A 25364-nucleotide genomic window follows, 5' to 3' on the forward strand; every position below is an offset into this window, starting at 1 on the left:
ATGAACAGACGCCTTCTTCAAAGCGTCCGTTCATCTCATTTACTCTCCATCTACTTGTGCCCATTTCAATTCAATATAACCGACTGGGTGGCGAACGATGCCTTTTACTTCCTCTTTTTGGAGGTGGACTTGGTTATAGAAGTGAATAGGAATCATCGGTGCTTCCTCGATAAGCAGCGCCTCAGCATCATGTAGAAGACTGTTTCTCTTTTGATCATCAGCTTCTTGGCTCGCCTTTTTGATCAATTGATCATATGTTTGATTCGACCATCCTGTCCGGTTCATTGCATTACCTGTTTGGAAGCTTTCTAGGAAATTGATCGGATCTGCATAGTCTGCTAAAAATGAACTTTGTGAGAATTGGAATTTAAGTGCCTTTTGCTCTTCGGCAAATACATTGGCTTCCATGTTCGCAAGCTTCACATCAACACCTAGCGCTTCTTTTAACTGTTGCTGGATTGCTTCAGCTTTCTTTTTATTTTCAGGCTTCGTGCTGTATGTTAATGTCACAGGTGGCATCCGAGAGTAGTTCTCTTCTTTTAATCCTTTTTCTAAAAGCTTCACCGCTTCATTCGCATCATAGGTGATATGATCTCCTCCCGCTTCTCTAAAGTCGTCTCCATTCGCATCTTGTATACCTGGTGACACGAAGGCTCGAGCGGGTTTTTCTTCATTTTTCGTTACATAATCAACGATATCTTTCGGGTTGATCGCCATTTGAAAAGCTTGTCGAATGTGTTTATTTTGGAAAGGTTCCATATTGACATTCAAGCGATAAAAGAACACACCTGCCTGATCTTCAATCTGTACATCTTTTCTTTTTAGAAGGTCTTCACTTTGTTCTGCCGGCACAAAAGCTGTATCTAATTCTCCTGATTGAAACATTTGATAATCGGTGTTGCGATCACTGATCATCAACCATTTCACTTGATCAAGCTTGACGGATTTTTTATCCCAATACGTCTCACTTTTTTCCATTGTAAAGCTCTCATCATGCTTCCATTCTGTTAGCTGAAATGGACCATTTCCGACAAAAGTCTTGGCATTCTTCGCCCAGTTTGGGTCTTTCTCAACCACCTGCTCGTTCACAGGGAAAAACGCAGGATTGGCGGTGAGATGTAAGAAGGACTTTTGCGGGAATGCTAGTTGGACCTGTAGCGTTTGATCATTCACAGCACGTACGTTCACATCGTCTTTTTTTCCTTTTCCGCTGTTAAATGACTCGCCGCCTTCAATGACATATGCCAAGAACGCGGCTGAAGAGCCTGTTTTTGGATCAAGCAATCGCTTCCAAGCAAATTCGAAGTCACTCGCTTTGACAGGATCGCCATTCGACCACTTCATTCCATCTCTTAAATAAAATGTGTAGGTTTTCCCATCATCTGATATCTCCCATTTTTCCGCCATTGCAGGAGATGGTTCATGCTTGTCATCGAGTCTTGTTAAACCCTCCATTAAATTATTGAGACCTTGCCACGATACATTATTAAATCCAATCGGTGGATCAAATGATGTCGGCTCGTTTTCATTATTTAATGTTAAGATCTTTTCTTTTTTCTTCTGATTTGGCGATCCTTTGCCAGCCTGTTCATTTGCCGTACATCCAAAAAGCAGCAGCATCGAAAGCAAGAACACACTCATGATCCAACCTTTTTTCCTCATCACATACTCCCCCTTTGTGCTAACGATACAATCGTTTGTTTCGCTCGTTCATCTTGAAGCCAGCAACATACTGAATGTGTAGATGAACGGTGTGTTTCATGCGGCATGATATGATCACATACTTTCATGGCATCCGGGCAACGTTCTGTATAAGGACAACCCTTCGGTGGTGCGAATAAATCAGGCGGGCTACCTTCAATTGGAATCAGATCACCTTTCAAATCAAGTCTAGGGACTGAGCGTAACAATCCTTTCGTATACGGGTGCTGCGGGTGGTAGAAAATATCTCGTCTTGTGCCTAATTCAACGATTTTCCCTCCATACATCACAGCTACTCGATCAGCCACTTGTGCGACGACCCCTAGGTCATGTGTAATGAATATGATAGAGATTCCCGTTTTTTGCTGAATCGCTTGAATTTGTTCCAAAATTTGCGCTTGAATGGTGACATCTAACGCAGTGGTCGGTTCATCCGCGATCAGCACTTGCGGCTCACAAATAAGCGCCATGGCAATCATCAACCTTTGTCTCATGCCACCACTAAATTGATGTGGATATTGCTTGAGTCGCTCCTTAGGCTCGGGAATACCTACCAAATCAAGCATCTGTACAGCCGCTTCTTTTATTTCTTTTTTCGTTCGCTTCTGATGTCCTTTTGCTGCCTCCATCAGCTGATCCCCTATGGTTAAGGTTGGGTTTAGTGCCGTCATCGGATCTTGGAAGATCATCGAGATCTCGACACCACGGATGGCTCTCATCTGTTTTTCTGATAATGTAAGCAAATTTCTGTCATGAAACCATATCTCTCCCTTCTCTACATTGGCGCTATATGCCGGTAAAAGGCGCATAATACTTTGTGATGTCACACTTTTCCCGCATCCTGATTCGCCAACAATGACTAATGTTTCATTTTCATATACATCTAGATTCACACCTCGTACAGCCTGCACAGAGCCGCCATAGGTCTGAAAACTTACATGTAAATCGATGATTTGAAGGACTTTTTTCAAAGTGAGCTCACCTCTTCATCTTTGGATCAAGGGCATCCTGCAAGCCGTCACCTAAATTGTTAAAGCAAAACATTGTCAGTGAAATAAAAAAGGCAGGAAAGAATAAACGCCACCAATGTCCGTTGTCTGACAAAATCGTCGGCAGCGCATCATTTGCCATCACACCCCAGCTCGCAAACGGTGCTTGAATACCTAACCCTAGAAAACTTAAAAACGCTTCTGCAAAAATCGCTGTTGGTACAGTCAAAGTCATTTGGACAATAATTGGTCCCATCGTATTCGGGAGTAGATTCCTGCGAATGATACGAAGGCTTTTTGCGCCAAACGTTTTCGAGGCAAGGACATACTCTTGACTTTTCAATTGAAGAACTTGACCTCTGACGATTCTCGCCATACCGATCCACCCTGTCACTGTCAGCGCCACTATAATTGTCAGAAGACCTGGCCCCATAAGCACCATCAATAAAATCACGACTAGTAAATATGGAAGACCATAAAGCACTTCAACAATTCGCATCATCACATGGTCAAAGCGTCCCCCCTTATAGCCAGCAATTCCGCCATAAATGACACCGATCGCAAAATCAATCAGTGCTGCCATCACCCCAACAAATAAAGAAATACGTGCGCCATACCACGTACGTGTAAACACATCTCGCCCAAGCTCATCTGTTCCAAACCAGTGAGCAGACGAAGGCGGCAAGTTTTGCATTGAAAGACGCTGTTCTGTCACACTATTTGGCGCGAGCATTGGGCCTAATATCGCCATAATGAACAGAAATAGGAGCACCGATAGACTCAACATCGCTAGCTTATTTTGCTTCAATCGCCTCCATGTATCTCCCCAATATGAAAGAGACGGCCTTTTCATCGCATGAACATTGACCTTCTTTTGCTCTCTAGGAGAAAACCATTCATCAGGCACGTCTGAAGCCGAATTTGGCCCGTCTTGCTGGAGATGGATACTCATGCCTTTCCTCCTTTCTGATGCAGTTGTATTCTTGGGTCAAGTAGCCGATATGCCACATCTACGATGAAAAGAAGGGTAATTAAGATCAAACTGTAGAACACGGTCGTCCCCATAATTACCGGGTAGTCCCGATTGTTGATACTCTCGACAAAGTACTTTCCCATCCCTGGGATCGCAAATATTTTTTCAATGACAAAACTTCCTGTTAAAATACTGGCGACAAGCGTTCCAAGAATGGTGATGACAGGTAAAAGGGCATTGCGAAGGGCATGTTTAAACACAATCTGAAATGGTGATAACCCTTTTGCTTTCGCCGTACGTATATAGTCCTGTGTGAGCACCTCAAGCATACTCGATCTTGTTAAACGAGCAATGATAGCCATCGGACCAACTGCTAGTGCAATGGTAGGCAGAACCATGTGCATCGGACTTGTCCACATTGCAGGTGGAAAAAGTTTTGCATTCACGGCAAGCTGTTGAATTAATAAAGTAGCAAAGATAAAGTTTGGAATGGATATACCGAAAACGGCAATGGTCATTGCGAGATAATCAACGAACCCATTATGCCTGAGGGCTGCCATGATCCCTAGCAGGATGCCAGAGATAACTGCAATCAAAATTGAAATAAGTCCTAGTTCTAGCGAAACTGGGAATCCTCTTGCTAATAAGTCATTGACACTTTCTGAAGGTTTTTTAATGGAAGGACCAAAATCAAATGTAACGATGGATTTTAAATAGATGGCATATTGAATATAAAGTGGTTCGTCTAAGTGATAGTAGCTTTCGAGGTTTTGTTGGACGGTTTCATTTGTATTCCGTTCTTCATTGAAGGGTGATCCAGGAATGACTTTCATTAAAATAAATGTTAATGTCGTGATCGTTAAAATGGTGGCAATCATCGCAATGAAACGCCTGATCAGAAAACTAGTCATCTACTGTCTCCCCCTCACTTAACAAAATGTTGTACGTGCGGCAAGCTCTGTCATGACAAGCATTGCTTGATAGGCTTCTAGTATATTATCTGCTTGATATGTCACCGTTGTTGTGCCTTCTATCATGGAAGTACCTGGCATTAAATTGGCCCATTCGGCTTGTCCATAATTGGCAAATTCAATTTTTAATAGTGGCTGCTCTGGAGGCGTGAGAGGTTTCATTTGATGAAGTTCGTTCATTGCTGCTTTCACTTGTTGTGAAATTCGTTTGTTTACTTTTGCAGGCGGTAGACATTTTACAGCAGATCTAGAAATGGTTTCTTTCACTGCCACTGTTTTAACGCCAGGCATCAGTTGTTCTGCTTCAAGTGCCGCTTGATCGTCTCCACAGACAAGAATGACTGGGACACCGAAATATCCAGCGACATATGCATTAAAGCCCATCTCGCCGATTGGATGATCATTTATGTAAAACTGTCTGACACCAAAAATCATACTGTGTGACATGACCCCTTTCATTGATGCCCTCGCATGGTATCCTAAAAAAACAGCTGCATCAATCGTTTCGTCTAGTCCCTGCACCATCGAATAAGGTTTTACATCACCTGAGATCAGCGTCGCTTCTTCATGCAATTCCTCAATCAGCACATTATTCATTTTAGAGTGACTGTCATTGACCAAAATATTGGTTGCCCCATTTTGAAGCAATGCCACCACACAAGCATTTACTTCTGCTGTCATGATCTTTCTCCCCCGCTCGTAATTGTGCTGACGGGCATCGACGAATGTATGATCAGCTAGACCAGTAATCCCCTCCATATCTACAGACACATAGAGATTCATTCCCATCCCCCCTTTAATTTAACTTAAAATTCGTGTATATTTTTCTAAATTTTCTAAAAAATTATATGAGAACTTAGTTCTTTTTTCAATACAAAGTCTAAAAATAAGGTATTTAGACTCATCTACTACAGGTCAAAAGAAGAAAAAACGACGCAGATCAACACCACTGACTTCATCTTTCGTGGTGTTGATCCGCGTCTCCAATCTGCAACTTAAGCTGCTCATATTTCTTCATCGTTTGTGTAAACAAATCATCAAACAGACGAGGTGCCTGCGCTTGAATGACCGCTGCGCCTTCTCCTGTGATTCCGCCTTTCGTAGCGACTCTGTCTACTGTCTCTGCAAAAGTCAGACCTCGTTCGACAAGTACTTGTCCTGTTCCCAAAAGAGCATATGTTAAAAGCTCATACGCTTCGTCTAGTGATAACGAGCTATGTCTTACTGCTGATTTCGCCATTTCTTCAAACATGGCGGCAATAAAACCAGGAGATGAGCTTGTCAAATTACTTGCCACATCCATCTGATCCTCTTCAATTTCTCGAACAAGACTAAAAGCAGACAAAAAGCGATTCAGCTGCTCCCGATGCTTCTGACCTACGTTCTCCCGATGAGCGACAAGAGACACACCCGTTCCAACAGCCGACGTCAACGTCGGTATATAACGGGAGACAGGTTGTTTCGTATGCTGCGCTAGCTTCTCTAACGTAACGGCCGCTGCAATTGACACGATATGTGCATTTGCCTTTACTTGATGCAATTGATCTAAAATATCACAAACAGCAAGCGGTGGCACGCACACAAACATCATGTCACATGATACTGAAAGTTCTTCAATGGATGTGATATGAATGTCTTGATGTTGCTTTAAAAGCTGATGTAACCGCTCCGTTTCACTTCTAGTATGGATCATGAGCTGATGTGCAGCGATAACATCTGCTTCCAGCCATTTTTGCACCATCATATCCGCCATACTGCCATATCCAATGATTCCTATCTTCTCCACATTGTAATCTCCTCTATTGTGCTTTTATTTCCTACTTATTTTATCAATTTCCCACAATCTTTTCATGTCTATCCATTTTACGAAATAAAAAAACGAGAATATGACATCAACGAGTGAAAGCAGCTCAAAGAATGAGCTGCTTTATTTTAATGAATGGGTGTCAAACGTTGTTCGATCTCTTCTCGCTTATGCTCCAAAAATGGGGGTAGTGCCAAACGATCTCCAAGCTTTTCGACATCTTCATCTACTGTAAATCCCGGACCATCTGTTGACATTTCAAAGAGGATGCCATTTGGCTCTCTAAAATAGAGCGCTTTGAAATAAAAACGTTCCACAACACCAGAATTGGAGAACCCAGCCTTTGAAATTTTATCATGCCACTTTTCTAGCTCCTCTGCATTCTTCACACGAAATGCAACGTGGTGTACACTTCCTCTTCCGGAACGCTCAGATGGTTTCGTCGCCGCTTCAATCAGATGCACTTCTGTCCCTGCTCCGCCTTCTCCAGATTCAAAAATGGTCATAACCTCACCTTGCTCTGTTTGCTCACGCGTTCTTTCTTTAAATCCAAGAATGTCAACGATGACACGCGTCGTTTTTTCAGCTTTTACAACGGTTAATTCTACTGGTCCTAGACCTGTTATTGCGAATTCTGCTGGAATGTCATCATGTACCGGTGCAGTGCTAGCCTCATGTCTCTTTTGTTCTACTGTCAAAAACAATCGCTGTCCTTCTGGATCGACAAAAAATAATGACGGTCTGCCAGCCCTTACCGAAATGGCCTCTTTCTCCACACCTTTTTCTTCAAAGCGTTTCTCCCAAAATGCCAGTGCCTCTTCAGATGAGACAAGAAGTCCGATACGCGTAATGGCATTCGTACCTTCCAATCGACGAGCGAGCATTGGGATTTCAAAAAACGTTAGCTCTGTTCCCGGTGAAGCCAATTCATCACCATAAAACAAATGATACATCGACGGATCATCCTGATTGACCGTTTTCTTTACAAGTTTTAACCCAAGGATGTTCCGATAAAAATCAGCATTTTTCTGTGCATTGGCGGTTAGTGCGGATACGTGGTGAATACCATTGATTTTCATATATGATCACTCCTATTTTAAAAATATCTCGAATTCAAGATAATATCCTTATGAATAAGGTAGGTTATTTTTCAGAAAAAGTCAATCATCATGCTGCACATCGTTCAGACGTTCGTTTTCAACCTTTCCCACTAACATTATGATCCTAAAATCTGATAAATGTTCGTTTTTAAACTGATATTATTCCTTATATCACCATTTATCAAACACCTATGATCATAAAGGCGAAATCAGAAAATTTTTTTAATTTTTGTTTTCCTAAAATCATATTACAATGGACAAAATACATTTCACTGTCACATGTAAAGTTGATGTAGGAGGTTGTGTAATGAACAAAGAACAAACAGCATTAAAACAAGACATCGGCTTATTTTTCGCCCTGTCTCTTGTGATCGGAACGATCATAGGCTCAGGCGTATTCATGAAGCCGGGCAATGTCCTTTCTTATTCAGGAAGCTCCGACATCGCATTATTCGCTTGGCTGTTAGGAGGAATCCTAACCCTTGCAGGCGGGCTCACTGTCGCTGAAATTGGTACACAAATTCCGAGAACAGGTGGCCTTTATGCCTATTTAGAAGAGGTGTACGGTGAATTTTGGGGATATTTATGTGGTTGGGTGCAAATTATTATATACGGACCTGCGATTATCGGGGCTCTTGGGCTTTATTTTGGTTCTTTATTAGCCAATTTATTTTCCCTATCTTCTCTCTGGTCTACCGTCATTGGCATTGTAACAGTTCTATTTTTATGTGTCGTTAATATCATCGGAACGAAATACGGCGGATTTGTACAAGGGCTAACAACGATTGGCAAGCTGTTACCGATTGCTGCAATCATCGTTTTTGGCTTATGGAAGGGCGATGAAAACATCTTCACAGCAGTCAACGAAAGTATCGCTCAGATGAATTTCGGCGCTGCCATTTTGGCTACTTTATTTGCTTATGATGGGTGGATTTTGCTCGCTGCCCTCGGAGGTGAAATGAAGAATCCAGAAAAACTGCTTCCACGTGCCATGGCTGGTGGTATTTTAATCGTCACAGCATGCTATCTCTTTATAAACGTCGCACTCTTGCACGTTTTACCTGCAGATCAAATTGTCCAGTTAGGTGAAAATGCAACAAGCACGGCCGCTACGATGCTATTTGGCCCAATTGGTGGAAAACTAATTAGTATCGGGATCATCATTAGTATTTTTGGCTGTTTAAACGGAAAAATCCTGACGTTCCCACGCGTGATCTTTGCTATGGCTGAGCGCAAGCAAATTCCGTTTGCCAAGTCAATTTCACGTATTCATCCTACGTTTCAAACACCATGGCTAGCGGTTTTTGTTCAAATCATCATTGCCATTGTCTTTATGATTGTGAGTAATCCCGAAAAGCTATCTGAAGTTTCTATTTTCATGATCTATATTTTCTATGTCATGGCCTTTTTCGCTGTATTTAAATTAAGAAAACAAAATGCTGGAATCAAACGGGCATACAGCGTTCCTCTTTATCCACTGACGCCAATTATCGCCATTATCGGCTCTTTATTTGTTTTAATTAGTACGATGATAACGGATTGGAAGAGCTGTCTTATCTCCATATTGATCGGACTTGCAGGACTGCCGATTTATTATTATATGAAAAAACAAAATAAAGCAGAGCGCTAAAAAGCCTCTGCTTTATTTTTTATATTGCTTCATCACCTTATATGATTCGTTTAAATACCTCATCAGCCGGTAAGGCTTACTTAATACGCGAATGGGGAGCCTTGAGATAAAACCATTTAGGTCAGCCTTATATTCCTGCGTCATCCGTTTTGGCTTTGTCGCAATTTTTTCGTATACTTCCTTGTAAAATTCCTTCACAATGTCCACTTGCACACTGATTTTCTGATGACAATCTGTACACTCCACGCTCTTCATTTGATCATTTACATAAACGATGTTGTGGAGCGTCTCTTCTTGGCACCGAGTACAATGTAGGTTTGCTTCCATTTCGGTCTTGATCAAGATACACAACTCCTTTCTCGTTTGATGTTGCTTCTATATACCATTCGATAGAAGGGAACAATTTATTGGATAGTTGCCTCTTTTAAAATAGCTGCTGCCGTTAGTTCATCTGTTACTAGCACTTGGATGAGACCGCCTTTTAAAGCCCCTAAAATACTTTCTGCTTTATGCGTTCCTTCCACAACCGCAATGACTTTTTTGACGTTTTTTAATTGTTCTAATGATAGCCCGATCACCTTTTGGCTCAGTTCATCGTGAACAGGTCTTCCTTCTCCATCAAAAAAACGAAACCCAATATCACCGACAGCGCCAGATTGTCTTAAACTTGATAAATCATCTTCTTTTAAATAACCAACGTTTTTTAATGTTGAGCCTTTGTGGGGATTGCCTATACCGATAAGGGCAATGTCTACATGTTTACCTTCTTCAAGAACAGCTTCTATATCCTGCATCGCCATAAGCCGCTCTTTTAATTCCTCTGTTTCTAAAATGGCAGGTGCGTATAAATACGAGCAAGTACCGTTCATCTTTTTGGCGAGCTCATATGCAAGCTGATTGGCATGAATATCAACTGCCTGCCTGCCCATCCCGCCTTCTAATGGGATGACTTTGACCTCATTCCGTCGTTCAAAAGGATACTCCTTTACAAGCTCGGCAAGTGTCGTGCCCCAAGAAATACCGATTTTCTCTGTCTCTTTCATATTTTTAGACAGATAATAAGCACCCGCTTGACCTACTGCCCGTTTGACCATATCAGACATGGTCCCAACACTTGGAACAACCACAGCGTCTGTTAATTGAAATGTCGTTTCTAGCTGTTGTTCTAGTTCAACTGTGTGAATACTTTCATCTTTGATGTACACTTCGACAATTCCAACGTCCTTCGCTTTTTGAAGAAGCTTTGAAATAACGGGTCTGGAGACATTAAGCTTTTTGGCAATTTCCTGCTGCGTCCATCCATCTGTATAATAAAGATGTGCAACCTTTACGAGCTGTCGTCTTTCTTCCCAATTCAGCATGTGACATCATCCTTTTCATATCCTATAATGACCAGTATATCAAACATTCGTTTCCAATTGGAACATTTGTTATAAACATGACAAAAGAGCGAATATATCTCCGCTCTTTTGTCAGAAATCGTGTGGCTATTTTATGTCAATTGATGTTCTCAGTCGGCTGACGATGCGAAGAGCCGCTTCATAGAAGCCCTCTGAAATCGTTGGGTGCGGGTGGATCATTTTGGCCATTTCTTCTGCAGTTCCTTCTAAGAACATAAACGATGAGGCTTCGGATATCATCTCTGTGACATGTGGACCAACCATTGTTGCCCCAATCACTTCGCCATATGTCGTTTCATAGACCAATTTAATAAAACCCGTCTGAACTCCTGCTGCTAACGCCTTCCCACTTGCTGATAAATCAAATCGCTCTGTTTGAACTGAAAGTCCCTTCGCTTTCGCTTCTTTTTCCGTAAGCCCCACACTCGCAACCTCTGGCAATGTATACATACATCGCGGGACAATATTCGTATTCATTGTGTCACGCTCACCGCATATATTGTTGACCGCAACCGCCGCCTCTGCCATTGCTACATGTGCAAGCTGATAACCGCCTACGACATCTCCAACTGCATATACATTTTTCACACTTGTTTGCATCTGATGATTCACTTTTATAAAAGAACCGTCTAACTGTAGGTCTAATTGCCTTGATGCAGATACATTAGGTTTTCTTCCCACACAAACGAGGAGTCTTTCTGCGGTAAAAATATGAGTCTCCCCTTTATCATCTGTTGCGTGCACCGCTTTGATTCCTTCGCTTTCTGTCACTTCTGTCACAGTTGTTTTTTTGGCGATCTGGATGCCTTTTTTCTTTAATTCTCTCTCTAACAACTTGGAAGCTTCTTCATCCTCCTGCGGAATGATGGACGGAGCCGCTTCAATAATGGTGACTTTTGATTGCAAGCTGTTGAAGATGCACGCTAGTTCAAGACCAATCACTCCTCCGCCAATAATGACAACCGAAGCAGGAATATCAGGGATGTCAAAGATCGTATCACTTGTATCAAAAGGCACCTCTTGTAACCCAGGAATCGGTGGAATGGCTGGCGTTGAACCGGTCGCAACCATGAGTTCTTTCGTTTCAATGAATTCGACTCCCTCTTGTTTTTCAATCTGAATACGATGAGGCGAGAGAGCCGTGCCTTTGCCATTGTATACATCGATCTTTCCTTGCTTTAACAAAAAAGCAATCCCGCCTCTTAACTTTTCAATCACGTCATCTTTACGCTTTCTCATTTTTTCAAAGGAAAGAACCATTTCCCCTGTTTCGATCCCCCAGCCTTTCGCTTGTTCAATCGATTCAATGACTTCTGCATGCTTAAGCAGCGTCTTAGATGGAATGCAGCCTCGATTCAGACACGTCCCGCCTAAAAAGTCCTCTTCAATTAATGCGACCTTTAGGCCTCGCTCAGCCGCTTGGAGGGCGGCAGTATATCCGCCTGGTCCTCCGCCAATCACTGTCAGATCATACATCGTTGTCATCCGATTCACCTCCTACATCAGCAATTCAATTGGTTGTTCTAACACTTTTTTGAGATCTGTTAAAAAGGCAGCCGCTGGTGCACCGTCTACTACTCTATGATCAAATGATAAGCTCACAGCCATCATTGGTCTCACATGAATCTCACCATCTATGACAACTGGTTTCTCTTGAATCCGTCCAATGCCTAAAATCGCCACTTCTGGTTGATTAATGATCGGTGTAAAGGTATCAACAGCATACATACCTAAGTTACTGATGGTAAACGTCGATCCTTTCAGTTGATCTGGTAATAGTTTTTGCACACGTGCATTTTTGACAATGTCTTTCGCTTCCTGTGTTAGCTGTTTCAGTCCTTTTTGATTCGCATGAGAAATGACAGGTACCATCAATCCATCTTTCACAGCAACAGCTAGACCGATATGAACATCTTCATGGAAATGTAGCTCATTTTGTTCAAATGTCATATTCATTTGCGGATGACGTGTGAGTACATGGCTGACTGCTTGAATGATGATTTCTGTAAATGACAGTCGGTAGCCTGTCTCTTTCTCAATAACCGGCAATAGTTGCTTACGTATCTCCTTCGCTTTCGTCATATCGATTTCGCTCGTTAATGTCACATGAGGTGCAGTAAAAGCACTCTGTGACATACGATCTGCAATGACTTTCCTCATGCCCGTAAGCTTTTGTGTGTTCACTACATTCGTTGTTTGAGTCGCTGCTGTCACATCATTCTTCATGATTTTCCCGTGAGCACCAGATCCAGATACATTCGCTACATCGATCCCTTCACGAGCAGCAACTTTTGCGGCAAGAGGAGACACTCGTAGATCCTTTTCTCCCCCCGTGTGAATGATGGCTTCGACATCCCGCTTTTGAATTCTCCCTTTTGGTCCTGTTCCAGATACCTGATGAATCGAGAGTTGATGATCTTTTGCCGTTTTTCTAGCCGCCGGTGTCGCACGCACTTTTTCACCATCTGTCTTGGCAGCTTCGTCAATTTCAGTCACTGTAGAGGCAACATGTCCCTCTTGTGTCCCTTCATCAGATGGTGCAGGCGGTTTATCTGGTACTTGTTCAGATGCATCACCAATATACCCGATGACTGCGTTGACAGGAATTTGTACATCTACCTCGTAGTATTTTTTCAGTAACACACCGTCATCATAGGCTTCAACCTCGATATTAATCTTATCTGTCATAATTTCAAAAAGAGGCTCGCCGATCTCAACGGTATCTCCTTCTTCTTTTAACCATTGCAAAATGGTGCCGACTTCCATCGTACTGCTCAACTTCGGCATAAATATCTCTTTTGGCATGGATCTCCCCCCTTTATGTTAAGAACGTACAAGCTCTCTTGCTGCTTCAACGATTTCCGGCACTTGTGGAATGGCGGCTTTTTCTAACGTTGGGTTATAAGGAATTGGTACCGCAAGACCTCCAAGTCGTTTAATCGGAGCATCTAAATAGTCGAAAGCTTCACTTTCCGCTATCATACTCGCAATCTCTCCCCCGTAGCCTCCTCGCTTCACCGCTTCATGAACAACGATACATTTGCCTGTTTTTTTCACAGATTCAATGATCGTTTCTTCATCTAACGGAACGAGCGTTCTTGGGTCGATGATTTCAACATCGATTCCTTCTGCTTCTAATTCCTTCGCCGCTTCTAGCGCCTTGTGTACCATGATTGCTGTAGCTACAATTGTGACGTCCTTACCGGTACGTTTGACATCCGCTTTTCCTAAAGGGATGGAATACGGCTCTTCTGGCACTTCACCGATTGTTTTGTATAAAAGCTTATGCTCGTAAAAAATAACTGGGTTGTCGTCATCCATGGCTGCTTTTAAAAGTCCCTTTGCATCATAAGCAGTTGATGGTTGGACAACCTTTAGACCTGGAATATGAGCCATCCACGCTTCCAAACTTTGTGAATGCTGTGCCGCTGCACCCGTTCCAGAGCCAGCTGGCGTTCTAACGACGAGTGGAACCTTTCCTTTTCCGCCAAACATGTAGCGTGTTTTAGCTGCTTGGTTGACTAGCTGATCCATCGCAATCGTGATAAAGTCAGAAAATTGCAGCTCTAAAATCGGACGCATCCCTGTGAGCGCCGCCCCGACCGCTCCTCCTGCGATCGCAGCTTCTGAAATGGGGGTATTGCGTACACGTTCTGGACCGAATTCTTCAATCATCCCTCTCGTTACTCCGAAAGCGCCTCCATATACACCGATATCCTCGCCTAAGATAAACACATCTTGGTTTTCTCTCATTTCTTGACTCATGGCTTCGCGAACAGCTTCTAAATATGAAATCTCTCTCACTGATGTTGTTGTCACGTGATTCCCCTCCTATTTAGGCGTATACATCCTCTAGTAATGTGTCAATAGATGGTTCTTTACTGTTTTTAGCAAATTCAACAGATGCCTCAATTTCGTGTTTTGCTTCTTCTTGCAGGCGATCTGCTTGCTCTTCTGTCAAAACATTGCACTCGATTAATAGAGACTTAAATCGTTTGATGCCATCTTTCTGTCTCCATTCCTTCTCTTCTTCACGAGTACGGTATTTTTTCGCATCACTCTTTGAATGGCCCTTCCAGCGATATGTTTTCATTTCAATGAATGATGGCCCCTCCCCAGCTCTTGCACGTCTAACAGCTTCATCTACTGTATTCATGATCTCCATCATGTCATTGCCATCGATCGTTTTCCCAGGCATACCATAGCTCTCTGCTCTTGTTGAGATGTCCTCAATCTTGATCATTTCCTTCACAGGACCAGACATCCCGTATTGGTTGTTTTCACAAATAAACACAACTGGCAAATCCCAAATCGATGCTAGATTTAATGCCTCATGGAAGCTTCCTTCATTTGTAGCACCGTCACCGAAGAAACAAAGAACAACAAAGTCTTCCTGTTTCATTTTTGAAGTCAGAGCTGCGCCGGTTGCGAGCGGAATCCCACCACCTACGATCCCATTAGCCCCAAGGTTCCCTTTCTCTAAATCAGCGATATGCATTGAGCCGCCTTTTCCTTTGCAATAGCCTGTTTCACGCCCAAATAGCTCAGCCATCATCTTATTGACTTCTGCCCCCTTGGCAATACAGTGACCATGCCCTCTATGTGTGCTGACAATTTTATCTTCTTCCTTTAACACGGCGATCGAACCAACAGCTGATGCTTCCTGTCCAACACATAAATGTGTGGTGCCATGGATGAGCCCTTTTGCAAAGAATTGATCGACCTTCTCATCAAAATATCGAACTAGCCACATTTGTTTATATAAGTCTACTAATCTCTCACGACTGATCTGTTCAGGAAAAACGATTTGTTTCTGCATAGATTCTCTCCCCTTTACATTTGTTCTTTATAGTTACATTTGTAATAATCATACGTTGACCTCCCATTGAAGTCAAGAGTCTAAAATTCTTTTTTAAAACGCTTTCACATTGTGATAAAGAAAAAGCCCTTTTAAAAAGAGCTTCTCGTCATCTAGGAGTCTCGTTTCTTTTGTCACAAAAAAAGAAGCGCCTTTTTTTAAGAGGCACTTCTTTTCCCGGGAAATGTTTATGGATGTGCAGACAATTTTAAATTGACACCAATAGCTGTTCCATTTCTCGTTGAATCAGCTACACCAGTAAATGTACCTGTTTGTCGGTCAATCAACAAAGCTTGCACATTTCCTATATCAATTGACGAACTCCCAAAACGATGTCCAAGATCGTTTAACTTCGTCCTTACATCAAGAGGTACGCCCACTTCATAACGATAAGAAGTTAAACTATTTGTGTAGATTCTTGGTTCTTCTACCGCTTCCTGAAGCTCCATGTCATATTCAAGCAAGTTTAAAATGGTCTGTGAAACAGAAGCGATAATGGTCGTTCCACCAGGTGAACCGACAGTCATCACAGGCTTTCCATTTTCAAAAATAATTGTTGGTGTCATACTTGATAACGGACGTTTATTGGGCTGAACTTCATTGGCGCCGCCTGGTACTGCATCAAAGTCCGTCAATTCATTATTTAAGAAAAAACCATACTCTGGCACGAGAATTCCTGTTCCAAATAACTGCTCAATGGTTGTCGTAAAAGACACGACATTGCCCCACTGATCTGCTACTGTAAAATGGGTGGTTTCTCCGATGGTTTTATCGTCCGGCTGTGGAATTATTGGTGATGGATTTTTTTCATCTTCATACGCCCAAGCATCTCCTGCTTTTGGGTTGCGATTGACTTTATCTAATTGAATAAGAGAGGCTCTTTCTGAAATGTAATCATCGTCTAATAGTCCTTTTAATGGAACATCTACGAATTCGGGGTCGCCGGCAAATGCCGCACGGTCAGCGTAGGAGAGGTGCATCGTTTCAGCAAGCAGCTGATATTTTTCAAATGACTTTGGATCATATTGAGAAAGTTGAAAGTGGTCAAGGATTTTGAGAATTTGTAGCATAAACACGCCACCAGAGCTTGGGGGAGGCATACTTGCAAGCTGATAACCTTTGTAATCGCCCCAAATCGGCTTGTCAGTCTTAACTTCGTAGCGACCGACATCTTCTGTTGTCATCGTACCACCAAAGTCACGAACCGTTTTTGCAAGCGCCTTAGCTACTTTCCCTTCATAAAACGCCTTACTTCCTTTTTTCGCTATCAGCTTAAACGTTTTTGCAAGACCTGGCTGTACAAGAAGATCACCTTCTTTAAGCGGTTTGTCATCTGGAAGGAAAATGGGCGCAGCGGCCGTTTTTTTCAATTTCCCTTGATGATCGTCAATGGCATTCGCCAAAACTGAATCAATTTCAAATCCATCCTCTGCAAGTCGAATGGAAGGTTCAATTAACTCCTTCATTGAACGCGTTCCCCACTTATCTAAAGCCGCTTCAAGACCTTTGACTGTTCCAGGGACACCTACTGCATTTCCATGTGTGGACCGTTCAGCAAATGGGATCACCTTTCCGTCATCCGTCAAAAACATGTCAGGTGTTGCGCCTTGTGGTGCTCGTTCTCTACTATTTATGATGGACGTCTCTTTTGTCTTACCATCATAAACCATCATGAATCCCCCGCCGCCAATTCCTGACATCATCGGTTCTGTCACATTAAGAGCGTACTGAATCGCAACAGCTGCATCTACAGCATTCCCGCCCTTTTTCAATACATCCGCACCAACTTTCGATGCAAGCGGATGAGCTGTAGCGACCATTCCATCTTTTCCGACAGCTACTTTATTCCCTTCACTTTTTGTTGCATTGACTTGAGTCACAGGTAGGAACAATGAGAAAACAAGGAGACATATCGACAAAACCGATAGAGACATGCGTTTCATGAACAACACCCCTTCCATTTTCTTACTTTGACATTACCTACTTCTTAACCAGAACACAAGAGACTATTCTAAAATTTCAAACATTTTCATTCTATTCGCCTATTCATCAGAACGAAAAGATTCTTTTTCAAAACATATGGCACGTGGTAAGATTAGGGAGAAAGACGCAATCAGCCTCTTTTTAAGTGAAGGGTATGTGGATGAAAGAACGGGGGAAACATGATGGATGAAAGCAGCACATTATTCTGGGAGACATATTGGCGAGAAAAAGGAGAATCGCCACCAGCAGACGCATTGGTCAATGCTTGGGCTTTTGGAGCAGATCCTGATCACCTACTTGCGCTTGTTATCAAAGGACAAAAAACAGCCACTTGTTCTGGACATATTTTTTATGAAAAGGAAAACGAACCACTGCCAGAGGTCGGTCAATACAGTGTCATTTTGGACAGCCACGCCCAGCCAAAAGCACTGATTGTCATCACACACGTTGATGTCATGCCGATGAACCAAGTGTCTGAATCATTCGCACGTGCTGAAGGAGAAGGCGATCTATCGTATGACCATTGGTACACCGTACATAAAGAATTCTTCACAGACTCGTTAAAGCCTTATGGACTACACTTCAAAGAAGATATGCTACTTGTGTGCGAACGTTTCAAGCTACTTTACACAGCATCATAAGGTCTTCTCGGCGGCGTGTATTCGTCGTTTTTTCATTTCTCTCTCCCCTTTTTGATCAGGTGAATTGAGATTGTATCTTTGGCTCATCATCATTTAAAATAGAAAAAGTGAAGAAATTTTCGACTACACCTGTTTTTTTTCGACAAAAGAATATATAATTATTAATTGTTTGCATTGTCTCATTTATACAATGGAGGGTTTTTACATGTTAAAAAGGAAAAAAGACAAGTTTTCCGTCTTGTTAACGGAAATTGCTAAAAATTTAGATGAAACTGCTGAGTATTTTGTTAGTTATAAAGTAACAAATCAAACTACTCTGAAAGAGTTTTCAGACACATTGAAGGAATTTGAGACAAAAGGTGATCATCATGTTCATACCATGATTAAAGAGCTGAACAAAGCTTTTATTACACCGATTGAACGCGAAGACATTCTTCAGCTTACGAACAGCCTCGATGATGTTTTAGATGGGATTGAGCATTTTTCAGCAACAATGGAAATTTACTCAATCACAAGCTCTGACGAACATATCGACAAATTCAGTCATTACATCAGAGAATGTGCAAAGGAAATCTTAACAACAATTGAATTACTGGCTGAAAATCGCTTAAAAGATATTCAACCGCACGCAATTAAAATCAAAGAGATTGAGCATAATTGTGACAACCTACACCGTAAATCACTTAAGAACTTGTTTGGAAAAGAAACAGATCCAATCAAAGTCATTCAATACAAAGAAATTTACGAAACACTTGAGGAAATCGCTGATTCTTGTCAAGGTGTTGCCAACAATCTAGAAACAATCATTATGAAGAATGCGTAACGGGGTTAGTTTAAAATGGACATATTAATTATCCTTACAGTACTTATTGTGATTTGTGCACTTGCTTTTGATTTTATTAATGGATTTCATGATACAGCAAATGCCATTGCGACTTCTGTTTCAACGAAAGCTTTAAAGCCAAGACACGCAATTATTTTGGCTGCAGTGATGAACTTTGTAGGGGCGATGACATTTACTGGTGTGGCAAAGTCCATTACGAAAGACATCGCGGATCCATTTACACTTCAAAACGGTTCTGTCGTCATTTTGGCTGCTCTCATTGCAGCGATCACATGGAACATGCTTACTTGGTATTACGGGATTCCGAGTAGTTCGTCACATGCTTTGATCGGTTCAATTGCTGGAGCTGTTATTGCTTCAGCAGGTTTTGGCGCTTTAAATTATTCGGGGTTCATTAAAATCATTCAAGCACTGTTGATTTCACCTATTTTAGCGTTTGTTGTTGGTTATATCGTATATACCATTATCAAGTTTTTATTTAAAAACAACAATCTCGCAAAAACAAATAAGCAATTCCGTCGTGTTCAAATTTTAACTGCTGCACTTCAATCGTACACACACGGTACGAACGATGCACAGAAAGCGATGGGTATTATTACGATGGCTTTAATCGCTGCCAACTTACATACAACGGATGATATCCCATTTTGGGTACAATTCGCTTGTGCGCTAGCCATGGGACTTGGTACTTCTGTTGGTGGTTGGAAGATTATTAAAACAGTCGGCGGAAAAATCATGAAGATTCGTCCAGTAAACGGCGTTTCTGCTGACTTAACTGGGGCAGCCATTATTTTTGGTGCAACGTTTATCCATTTACCTGTTAGTACGACACACGTCATCTCTTCTTCTATTTTAGGAGTAGGTTCTGCACACCGTGTAAAAGGCGTAAACTGGGGCACTGCAAAACGTATGCTTGTCACTTGGGTCATTACATTACCGATCTCAGGTACATTAGCTGCCATCGTATACTTTATCTTAGATACATTTCTCTAAATTAAACTGCCTGTTCATCAGGCAGTTTTTTTCATGTAGCAGGTTTTCCAGACATACCCATAGAAGTAATGTGTGACTCACTTGTCTAGGGGAGCGAATAACATGCTATTATTTTTTCAATTGACTGTTTGGATTCTTTTAGGTGCACTTGCTGTCTATGTGTTTGCTGTATGGCGTTTTGAACAAAAAGTAAAGGAAAAAATGTTTGCAATTCGTAAAACGTGGTATTGGATTTATGTAGCGGGTGCAGTTGTTTACTGGACATATGATCCTTCCTCTATCTTCACAGACTGGATGCACTACTTCATTATCGCAGTCTTTTTTGTCTTAACAGATGCCTTTATTTTTCTCAGCTCCTACATTAAAAAACTCGGAAACCACGAGCTGGAAACTGATACACATCAACTTCTTGAACAAAATAACGATCTACTCCATTCTTACCTCAATAAACTAAAAACGTACCAATACCTATTGAAAAACGAACCGATTCATGTATATTATGGAAGTATAGAAGCGTATATCGAGGGAATCGAACGTCTCATTTATTCTTTTGCTGAAAAAATGAATATTCAAGCGGTTCTTTGCCCTTATGATCTGCAAGAACAAAAAGACGACCTACTCAGAACACTTGACGAGCGATTTATCATACAAGCGAAGCTTGACAGACAGGAAGTATATTACGACGATTTTGGCAAATTGGTGCTCATTCCGTTTTCAGTAGCAGATGCCCATTTCGTGATCAAGCTAACCTCTGATGAGATTGTCACTGAATTCGACTATTTATTAATGACCTCACTCACAACGATTTATGACTTAATCTTGCCTGACGAAGAGGAAGGTGATGAAGATGGACCACGCACTTCAAGGGGATAACAACAACCGCAAAAAAAATCTATTTAAAATTTTAAAAAAGAAACGTCATATTAGTATGGCCGATTATAAAGTCAGTCCCCATACAGAGCGTATTTTCAAAAAAAATGAACAGCTCTTAGATGAGTATAAAAATAAAAAAGCTTGATCACACTAAAGGACGCAGAATACATCTGCGTCCTGATTCCATTTTTACATATCCTTTCATACAATAAAAGAGATGCTGAAGCGATCGAGGTGCCTAAATGAAAAAGAAAATCAAACAATTGCGATATGTTCAGTTTGCTGAATTCCTCCCCTCCCCTTACGTATACCGATTACATGAAAAAAGTGAAAAAGTCATTCAATCATACAAACAGAAAAACTAGCTTACAAACCGTGGACAATCTATTCCGGAAGAACCCAAATTAAATTTTGTTTGTACTAGGGATATCGGCTATGGTAAAATTTGAATGAATTCCCCTTATAGATTAGAAAATGAACAAAAAAGGGAATTATTTCATCTATTTTTGTTTTTTTATGTTAAAATTGTAAAAAATGAGCCGATATAATAAATAAGCGATCGCTTTATTAGCCATTTAGTCCTATATGGACTTTTCTTTTTCACTCAAAATAGAACACACGTTTGTATGGAGGTTTTTTTGATGACTGGTTTTTTAACTCATTTAGAAGAAGATATTAAAAAAATATATACACAACTACAATTAAGTGGCCCAGCCTTTGTCGATATGGAAAAAATCGCATCTGAATTTAATGTATGGATTCATTACGAAGAGATGGGAAGTATGATGGTGAAACATCAAGGGCTTTTTAGCATTATTTTAAACAGATCTCTCTCAACAGAAGAACAATGGCAAGACTTTGCACACGAGCTTTGCCATGTGCTGAAGCATACAGGGAACCATTTCCACATGCACAAGCTGTTTCGAGAGCTCCAAGAATTCCAGGCAAAGCAATTCATGTACCACTTTTGTGTACCCACCTTTATGCTGTTACAAATGACACTCCCAAACCTTAGACAGCATGCGATACAGCATATCGCACAAACATTTCATGTGACCTTTGATTTTGCAGAAAAACGACTTGCCATGTTTGAGCAACGAAAGATAGGCATTTGCTTCCAAAAGGAATTTTCTTCTTATTTCATCACCGCGGATAAAGTGGCAGAAAGACAAATCCATTATCAAACAGACTCGCCGAAACGAGTAACATCGCAAGCTTAATCATAAAGAGCCAATATTTGTTTAAGTACAGCGGTGTATTGATAAAATTGAACAGTTTGTGTATCACGCCGATATTGTCGCCTAAAGTCATTAAAAAATGCCCTTCTTTGCGCTTGACTAATTTCGATCTGTACACTTTGTCCTGTGAGACATTGATTATTGATGTTATCAGGATGTGTTCCAGAAAATTGATCCGATTCAGATAACAGCAACGCTTGAAAGCCATTCATCGTTAGCAGTCTAACAGTTTCTTCAGCTTTCTCACGATCTGTACCGCCCACTAATGTTTGACGTATGTCTGTTTCTCCGTAGCCATGTAGTGCAAACGTATAATGGTGCGTGTGTACTTGTGAAAGACAGATTGGCTCATCAAAGCGAGTACTTGTGATATGCAGTACATGATTTCCTTTCACCTTTAGACCCTCAAATAAATACATAGAATGCTTACCCGCTATTTCATGGATCAGCTCACTCACGCCTGCTTCAATCCCCCCAGCATGTGGTGATAAAACAAGTAGCTGATCCCCCTTTCGCTTGTGAAAAATTTGATAATCAATCCCTATTCTTTCATGAGCGGATAGCTCTTCATAGCTTTGATACGTATCGATGATTTGCGTCATTCCAATCTGCCCCATTCCTTTATATGAGAATAAGTCTAATCATCCCCCATTCTTTTGTAAAGTTAAAATTTACAAGAATCAACAAAAACTTTTCACCTAATTTTTAGCCGATAACCTAGTTAAAACCGAAACAAAAAACGAACCCTCATTGGATTCGTTTTACTCTCATTACATAACTTTTTTCATGAAATCTTTCATTTCAACGCTGATCGAAGTTAATCGATCAATCACTTCGCTAAATTCCGTCACGAGTAAAGCCTGTTCTGACGAAGATCCCTTCATATGATCCATACTTTCAAGTAATGTATTGATATTAGAGGAAATCTCTTTCAACGAGGTTTCAATGTTTTCTGTTGCATTTGACGTTTCACTTGATAGTTTTTGTACTTCAGTTGCTACTACACTAAAGCCGGCACCTTCTTTTCCAGCTCTAGCAGCTTCAATAGACGCATTTAACCCAAGCAAACTCGTTTGTTTAGAGATGCCTTTGATTAATTTCGTAATATCGGCGGTTTTTTTCGAGCTTTCGAGTGTTTGCTTTGTTTGGACAGTCATTTCATCACTTGTGGCAGAAAGCTCTTCAGAATGTGCTGCCACGACATGGACTTTCTCTTGAATACTTTGAATAATTTCATACAAAGAATCCATATATCCTTCTAGTTTCATTTGATTTTTCATTGGGAACCCTAAAGAAATGGCGCCAATCACTTGTTGATTCTCACCGAAAATGGGTAAAGTTGTCGCATTGATTGGAACCCCATAGACAGACTCCGGGATAAACGCAGTAATCGTTTCCCCTCTAAGAGCTTTCTGCAAATTCAAATCTTCGGATTTAATAGGGTCACCTTCACGAATTTGAAAATCAAGATCCTTTGCTGGCAAATATAGCAAAAATTTCTCTCGGTCAATAACGCCGAGTGTCACTTCATCCTTTAAAATCTTCATAATATATGGTGCAGCTGATATGATATGTTGTAGAATATTCATCTCCTACCTCCTTACTATATTTATCGGATATTCCGCATCATTTGATAGGTATTTTCAAAAATAATGATGATAAGTGACCCTTTTCCATATCCTTTAAAGTAAAAAGTACGATCTTTTTTTATAGATTTGTTATAATGAAAGAATCAACATATGATGAAATGGTCATGTAATGACCTATTTATTTATTGGAGGCGCATGTTGTGATACAACCCATGAAGTATGAGCGAGCCATCGTCATAGGTGGAGGCATCACCGGAATGCTCGCTGCAAAAGTGTTATCATCTTTTTATCATGAAGTGATGATCATCGAAAAGGACGAATTGCCAGATTCTCCAGAGAATCGACTTGGCACACCTCAAGCCTTTCATCCACATAGAATGCTACCACTTGGTAAACAAATCATTGAACGTCTATTTCCTGGATATACGAAGGAATTACTTGAAATGGGTGGTTTTAATACACTGCATCAAACATCTCGATTTATTACAAAAGATGGCGAATTACAACTCACGGATCCTGAAGAAACAGCTGTGACGAGACGCGCCCTGTTAGAGTGGGTGCTAATGCAAAGAATAGCGAATGAGGAACGAATTCACTTTTTAGAAAAACATGAAGTGAACTCACTTCAATTTGATGAAGAAACGAACCGTGTCATCGGAATGAACGTAAAAAATAGAGGAAACAAGCCAGCAAAGAACATAAGTTTACTTGCCGATTTGGTCATTGATACATCTGGAAGAACGTCAAAATTGCCAAAATGGTTAAAAGACGCTGGATTTACACTCCCAAAACCTGACCATCTGACAGTATCTCTTGGCTATAGCACAAGATACTACAGATTACCTCCCGAGGCACAGAATATGCAGTCGATGGTTGTCGTTGGACAGCCTAAAGAAAAAATTCCAACAGGACTATTCGAGCGAGTCGACAATGATTTAGTCGCCGTTCTTCTCTCAGCAGCTGGAGGCACACATTATCCAACAACGGATGCAGAAGAGTTTGAGGCAGAAGCTTCAGCCCTGACCCATCCCGCAATTGCTGAAGCACTCGCCCAGTTGACACCACATACAACACCGAAGGGTTTTAGAGTTCCTTATTGTGCAAGGAATCACTATGAACAAATGAGAGACTGGCCAAGTGGGTTACTAGTGATGGGTGATGCATTATGTACATTAGACCCAATTCACGGACAAGGAATGACAAAAGCAGCGCTTGAAGCACACACACTTCAACGTATGCTCAAGCAATCACAACAACACGACCATGTATCGTTTGAAAAAGAAACCCTACAACAAATGCAGCACGCCATTGAACCTGGATGGTGGCTATGTGCGATAGCTGATATGGCATGGGAAGGCGTCGAGCTACTTGCAGAAAAACCAATCCCTCATCTCACATTTATACAAGAATATTTGAATCGCTTCGTACAATACGCCATTCAAACAAATCAACCTAAACATTTGGCATCGTATCACCAGATGCATTCTTTTTTAATAGAGCCGAGAGAAATCATCAATCTGGAACAACTGCATGACATGATTGAGACGGATCAAACCGGAGAAACTGCTAAGTGGTGGGGACAATGGCGAAAAGAAAACGATGAATTAAACCGAGTTTTTTTACAAGAAGCTGTGCCTGACTTCCAATTAGAGCGCTTGCTTCATATATGAGACAACATAAAAAAAGCCCCTTTTAGGGGCTCAGGCTGTCGAGAAAATCTTGACAGCCTTATTTTTTCCCTTAAAATTCCCATCTCCTCATTTTATAATAGAGAAAA

At 41.2% G+C, this 25364-nt stretch carries 24 protein-coding genes; 8 read left to right on the forward strand and 16 right to left on the reverse strand.

All coding sequences use genetic code 11. From position 1 onward, the window contains the following. Positions 1 to 39 precede the first annotated feature (39 nt). From AB1K80_RS02940 to AB1K80_RS02970, 7 genes are all read right to left on the reverse strand, one after another. On the reverse strand, positions 40 to 1662 hold the full coding sequence (locus AB1K80_RS02940) for a peptide ABC transporter substrate-binding protein (protein WP_412855122.1): 1623 nt from the start codon (positions 1660 to 1662) through the stop codon (positions 40 to 42). Continuing rightward, a complete protein-coding gene (locus tag AB1K80_RS02945) occupies positions 1662 to 2672 on the reverse strand; it encodes an ABC transporter ATP-binding protein (RefSeq protein WP_412855123.1) in 1011 nt (336 codons plus the stop codon). Before AB1K80_RS02945 ends, AB1K80_RS02940 begins: the two co-directional genes overlap by 1 nt. Before the next feature lie 7 nt (positions 2673 to 2679). After that, a complete protein-coding gene (locus tag AB1K80_RS02950) occupies positions 2680 to 3642 on the reverse strand; it encodes an ABC transporter permease (RefSeq protein ID WP_412855124.1) in 963 nt (320 codons plus the stop codon). After that, positions 3639 to 4574, reverse strand: coding sequence for an ABC transporter permease (locus AB1K80_RS02955; protein ID WP_412855125.1), 936 nt, complete (start codon positions 4572 to 4574; stop codon positions 3639 to 3641). The genes AB1K80_RS02950 and AB1K80_RS02955 overlap by 4 nt, the downstream gene beginning before the upstream one ends. An 18-nt stretch (positions 4575 to 4592) precedes the next feature. Continuing rightward, positions 4593 to 5417, reverse strand: a complete 825-nt coding sequence (locus AB1K80_RS02960; RefSeq protein WP_412855126.1) for a M55 family metallopeptidase — start codon at positions 5415 to 5417, stop codon at positions 4593 to 4595. Positions 5418 to 5589: 172 nt separating this feature from the next. Beyond that, the gene (gene proG / locus AB1K80_RS02965) at positions 5590 to 6420 is read right to left on the reverse strand and encodes a pyrroline-5-carboxylate reductase ProG (protein ID WP_412855127.1); all 831 of its coding nucleotides are present in this window, start codon (positions 6418 to 6420) and stop codon (positions 5590 to 5592) included. Between the two features lie 146 nt (positions 6421 to 6566). After that, a complete protein-coding gene (locus AB1K80_RS02970; RefSeq protein ID WP_412855128.1) occupies positions 6567 to 7517 on the reverse strand; it encodes a ring-cleaving dioxygenase in 951 nt (316 codons plus the stop codon). Positions 7518 to 7845: 328 nt separating this feature from the next. Here AB1K80_RS02970 and AB1K80_RS02975 point away from each other — a divergent pair, with 328 nt between their 5' ends. After that, positions 7846 to 9168: an APC family permease gene (locus AB1K80_RS02975; protein WP_412855129.1), complete on the forward strand. Its 1323-nt coding sequence runs from the start codon at positions 7846 to 7848 to the stop codon at positions 9166 to 9168. A 12-nt stretch (positions 9169 to 9180) separates the two neighbouring features. Here the strand turns inward: AB1K80_RS02975 and AB1K80_RS02980 are convergent, their stop codons facing one another. The 7 genes from AB1K80_RS02980 to ggt all read right to left on the reverse strand — a co-directional run bounded on the left by AB1K80_RS02980 (position 9181) and on the right by ggt (position 17369). Beyond that, positions 9181 to 9510 (reverse strand): bh protein, encoded by a 330-nt coding sequence (locus AB1K80_RS02980; RefSeq protein WP_412855130.1) that lies wholly within the window; start codon positions 9508 to 9510, stop codon positions 9181 to 9183. Between the two features lie 62 nt (positions 9511 to 9572). Then, positions 9573 to 10529 carry a sugar-binding transcriptional regulator gene (locus AB1K80_RS02985; protein ID WP_412855131.1) on the reverse strand — a complete coding sequence of 319 codons (957 nt, stop codon included), beginning with the start codon at positions 10527 to 10529 and terminating at the stop codon, positions 9573 to 9575. A 126-nt stretch (positions 10530 to 10655) separates the two neighbouring features. Beyond that, entirely contained in the window at positions 10656 to 12053 is a 1398-nt protein-coding gene (gene lpdA / locus AB1K80_RS02990) for a dihydrolipoyl dehydrogenase (protein ID WP_412855132.1), read from the reverse strand. Positions 12054 to 12065: 12 nt separating this feature from the next. Continuing rightward, a complete protein-coding gene (locus tag AB1K80_RS02995; RefSeq protein ID WP_412855133.1) occupies positions 12066 to 13373 on the reverse strand; it encodes a dihydrolipoamide acetyltransferase family protein in 1308 nt (435 codons plus the stop codon). An 18-nt stretch (positions 13374 to 13391) separates the two neighbouring features. Continuing rightward, positions 13392 to 14372: an alpha-ketoacid dehydrogenase subunit beta gene (locus AB1K80_RS03000; RefSeq protein ID WP_412855153.1), complete on the reverse strand. Its 981-nt coding sequence runs from the start codon at positions 14370 to 14372 to the stop codon at positions 13392 to 13394. A gap of 31 nt (positions 14373 to 14403) precedes the next feature. After that, positions 14404 to 15387 (reverse strand): pyruvate dehydrogenase (acetyl-transferring) E1 component subunit alpha, encoded by a 984-nt coding sequence (gene pdhA, locus AB1K80_RS03005; RefSeq protein WP_412855134.1) that lies wholly within the window; start codon positions 15385 to 15387, stop codon positions 14404 to 14406. 227 nt (positions 15388 to 15614) lie between these two features. Next, positions 15615 to 17369, reverse strand: a complete 1755-nt coding sequence (ggt, locus tag AB1K80_RS03010) for a gamma-glutamyltransferase (protein ID WP_412855135.1) — start codon at positions 17367 to 17369, stop codon at positions 15615 to 15617. 222 nt (positions 17370 to 17591) lie between these two features. Here ggt and AB1K80_RS03015 point away from each other — a divergent pair, with 222 nt between their 5' ends. From AB1K80_RS03015 to AB1K80_RS03040, 6 genes are all read left to right on the forward strand, one after another. Further along, a complete protein-coding gene (locus AB1K80_RS03015; RefSeq protein WP_412855136.1) occupies positions 17592 to 18050 on the forward strand; it encodes an ASCH domain-containing protein in 459 nt (152 codons plus the stop codon). A gap of 205 nt (positions 18051 to 18255) precedes the next feature. Then, a complete protein-coding gene (locus tag AB1K80_RS03020; protein ID WP_412855137.1) occupies positions 18256 to 18873 on the forward strand; it encodes a DUF47 domain-containing protein in 618 nt (205 codons plus the stop codon). 15 nt (positions 18874 to 18888) lie between these two features. Then, positions 18889 to 19887 (forward strand): inorganic phosphate transporter, encoded by a 999-nt coding sequence (locus AB1K80_RS03025; RefSeq protein ID WP_412855138.1) that lies wholly within the window; start codon positions 18889 to 18891, stop codon positions 19885 to 19887. Between the two features lie 102 nt (positions 19888 to 19989). Further along, on the forward strand, positions 19990 to 20760 hold the full coding sequence (locus AB1K80_RS03030; RefSeq protein WP_412855139.1) for a type II toxin-antitoxin system SpoIISA family toxin: 771 nt from the start codon (positions 19990 to 19992) through the stop codon (positions 20758 to 20760). Further along, complete coding sequence (locus AB1K80_RS03035) at positions 20729 to 20905, forward strand: type II toxin-antitoxin system SpoIISB family antitoxin (RefSeq protein WP_412855140.1); 177 nt, start codon at positions 20729 to 20731, stop codon at positions 20903 to 20905. Before AB1K80_RS03030 ends, AB1K80_RS03035 begins: the two co-directional genes overlap by 32 nt. A gap of 496 nt (positions 20906 to 21401) precedes the next feature. After that, positions 21402 to 21980: an ImmA/IrrE family metallo-endopeptidase gene (locus AB1K80_RS03040; RefSeq protein WP_412855141.1), complete on the forward strand. Its 579-nt coding sequence runs from the start codon at positions 21402 to 21404 to the stop codon at positions 21978 to 21980. Here AB1K80_RS03040 and AB1K80_RS03045 read toward each other — a convergent pair. Further along, positions 21977 to 22600 carry a poly-gamma-glutamate hydrolase family protein gene (locus AB1K80_RS03045; RefSeq protein WP_412855142.1) on the reverse strand — a complete coding sequence of 208 codons (624 nt, stop codon included), beginning with the start codon at positions 22598 to 22600 and terminating at the stop codon, positions 21977 to 21979. The genes AB1K80_RS03040 and AB1K80_RS03045 overlap by 4 nt on opposite strands. A 168-nt stretch (positions 22601 to 22768) precedes the next feature. Next, complete coding sequence (locus tag AB1K80_RS03050; RefSeq protein WP_412855143.1) at positions 22769 to 23587, reverse strand: methyl-accepting chemotaxis protein; 819 nt, start codon at positions 23585 to 23587, stop codon at positions 22769 to 22771. A 200-nt stretch (positions 23588 to 23787) separates the two neighbouring features. Between AB1K80_RS03050 and AB1K80_RS03055 the strand changes: the two genes are divergently transcribed. Then, positions 23788 to 25257, forward strand: a complete 1470-nt coding sequence (locus tag AB1K80_RS03055; RefSeq protein ID WP_412855144.1) for an NAD(P)/FAD-dependent oxidoreductase — start codon at positions 23788 to 23790, stop codon at positions 25255 to 25257. Positions 25258 to 25364 lie beyond the last annotated feature (107 nt).

This window comes from Bacillus sp. 179-C3.3 HS (assembly GCF_047229225.1).
Classification (GTDB): domain Bacteria; phylum Bacillota; class Bacilli; order Bacillales; family Bacillaceae; genus Bacillus.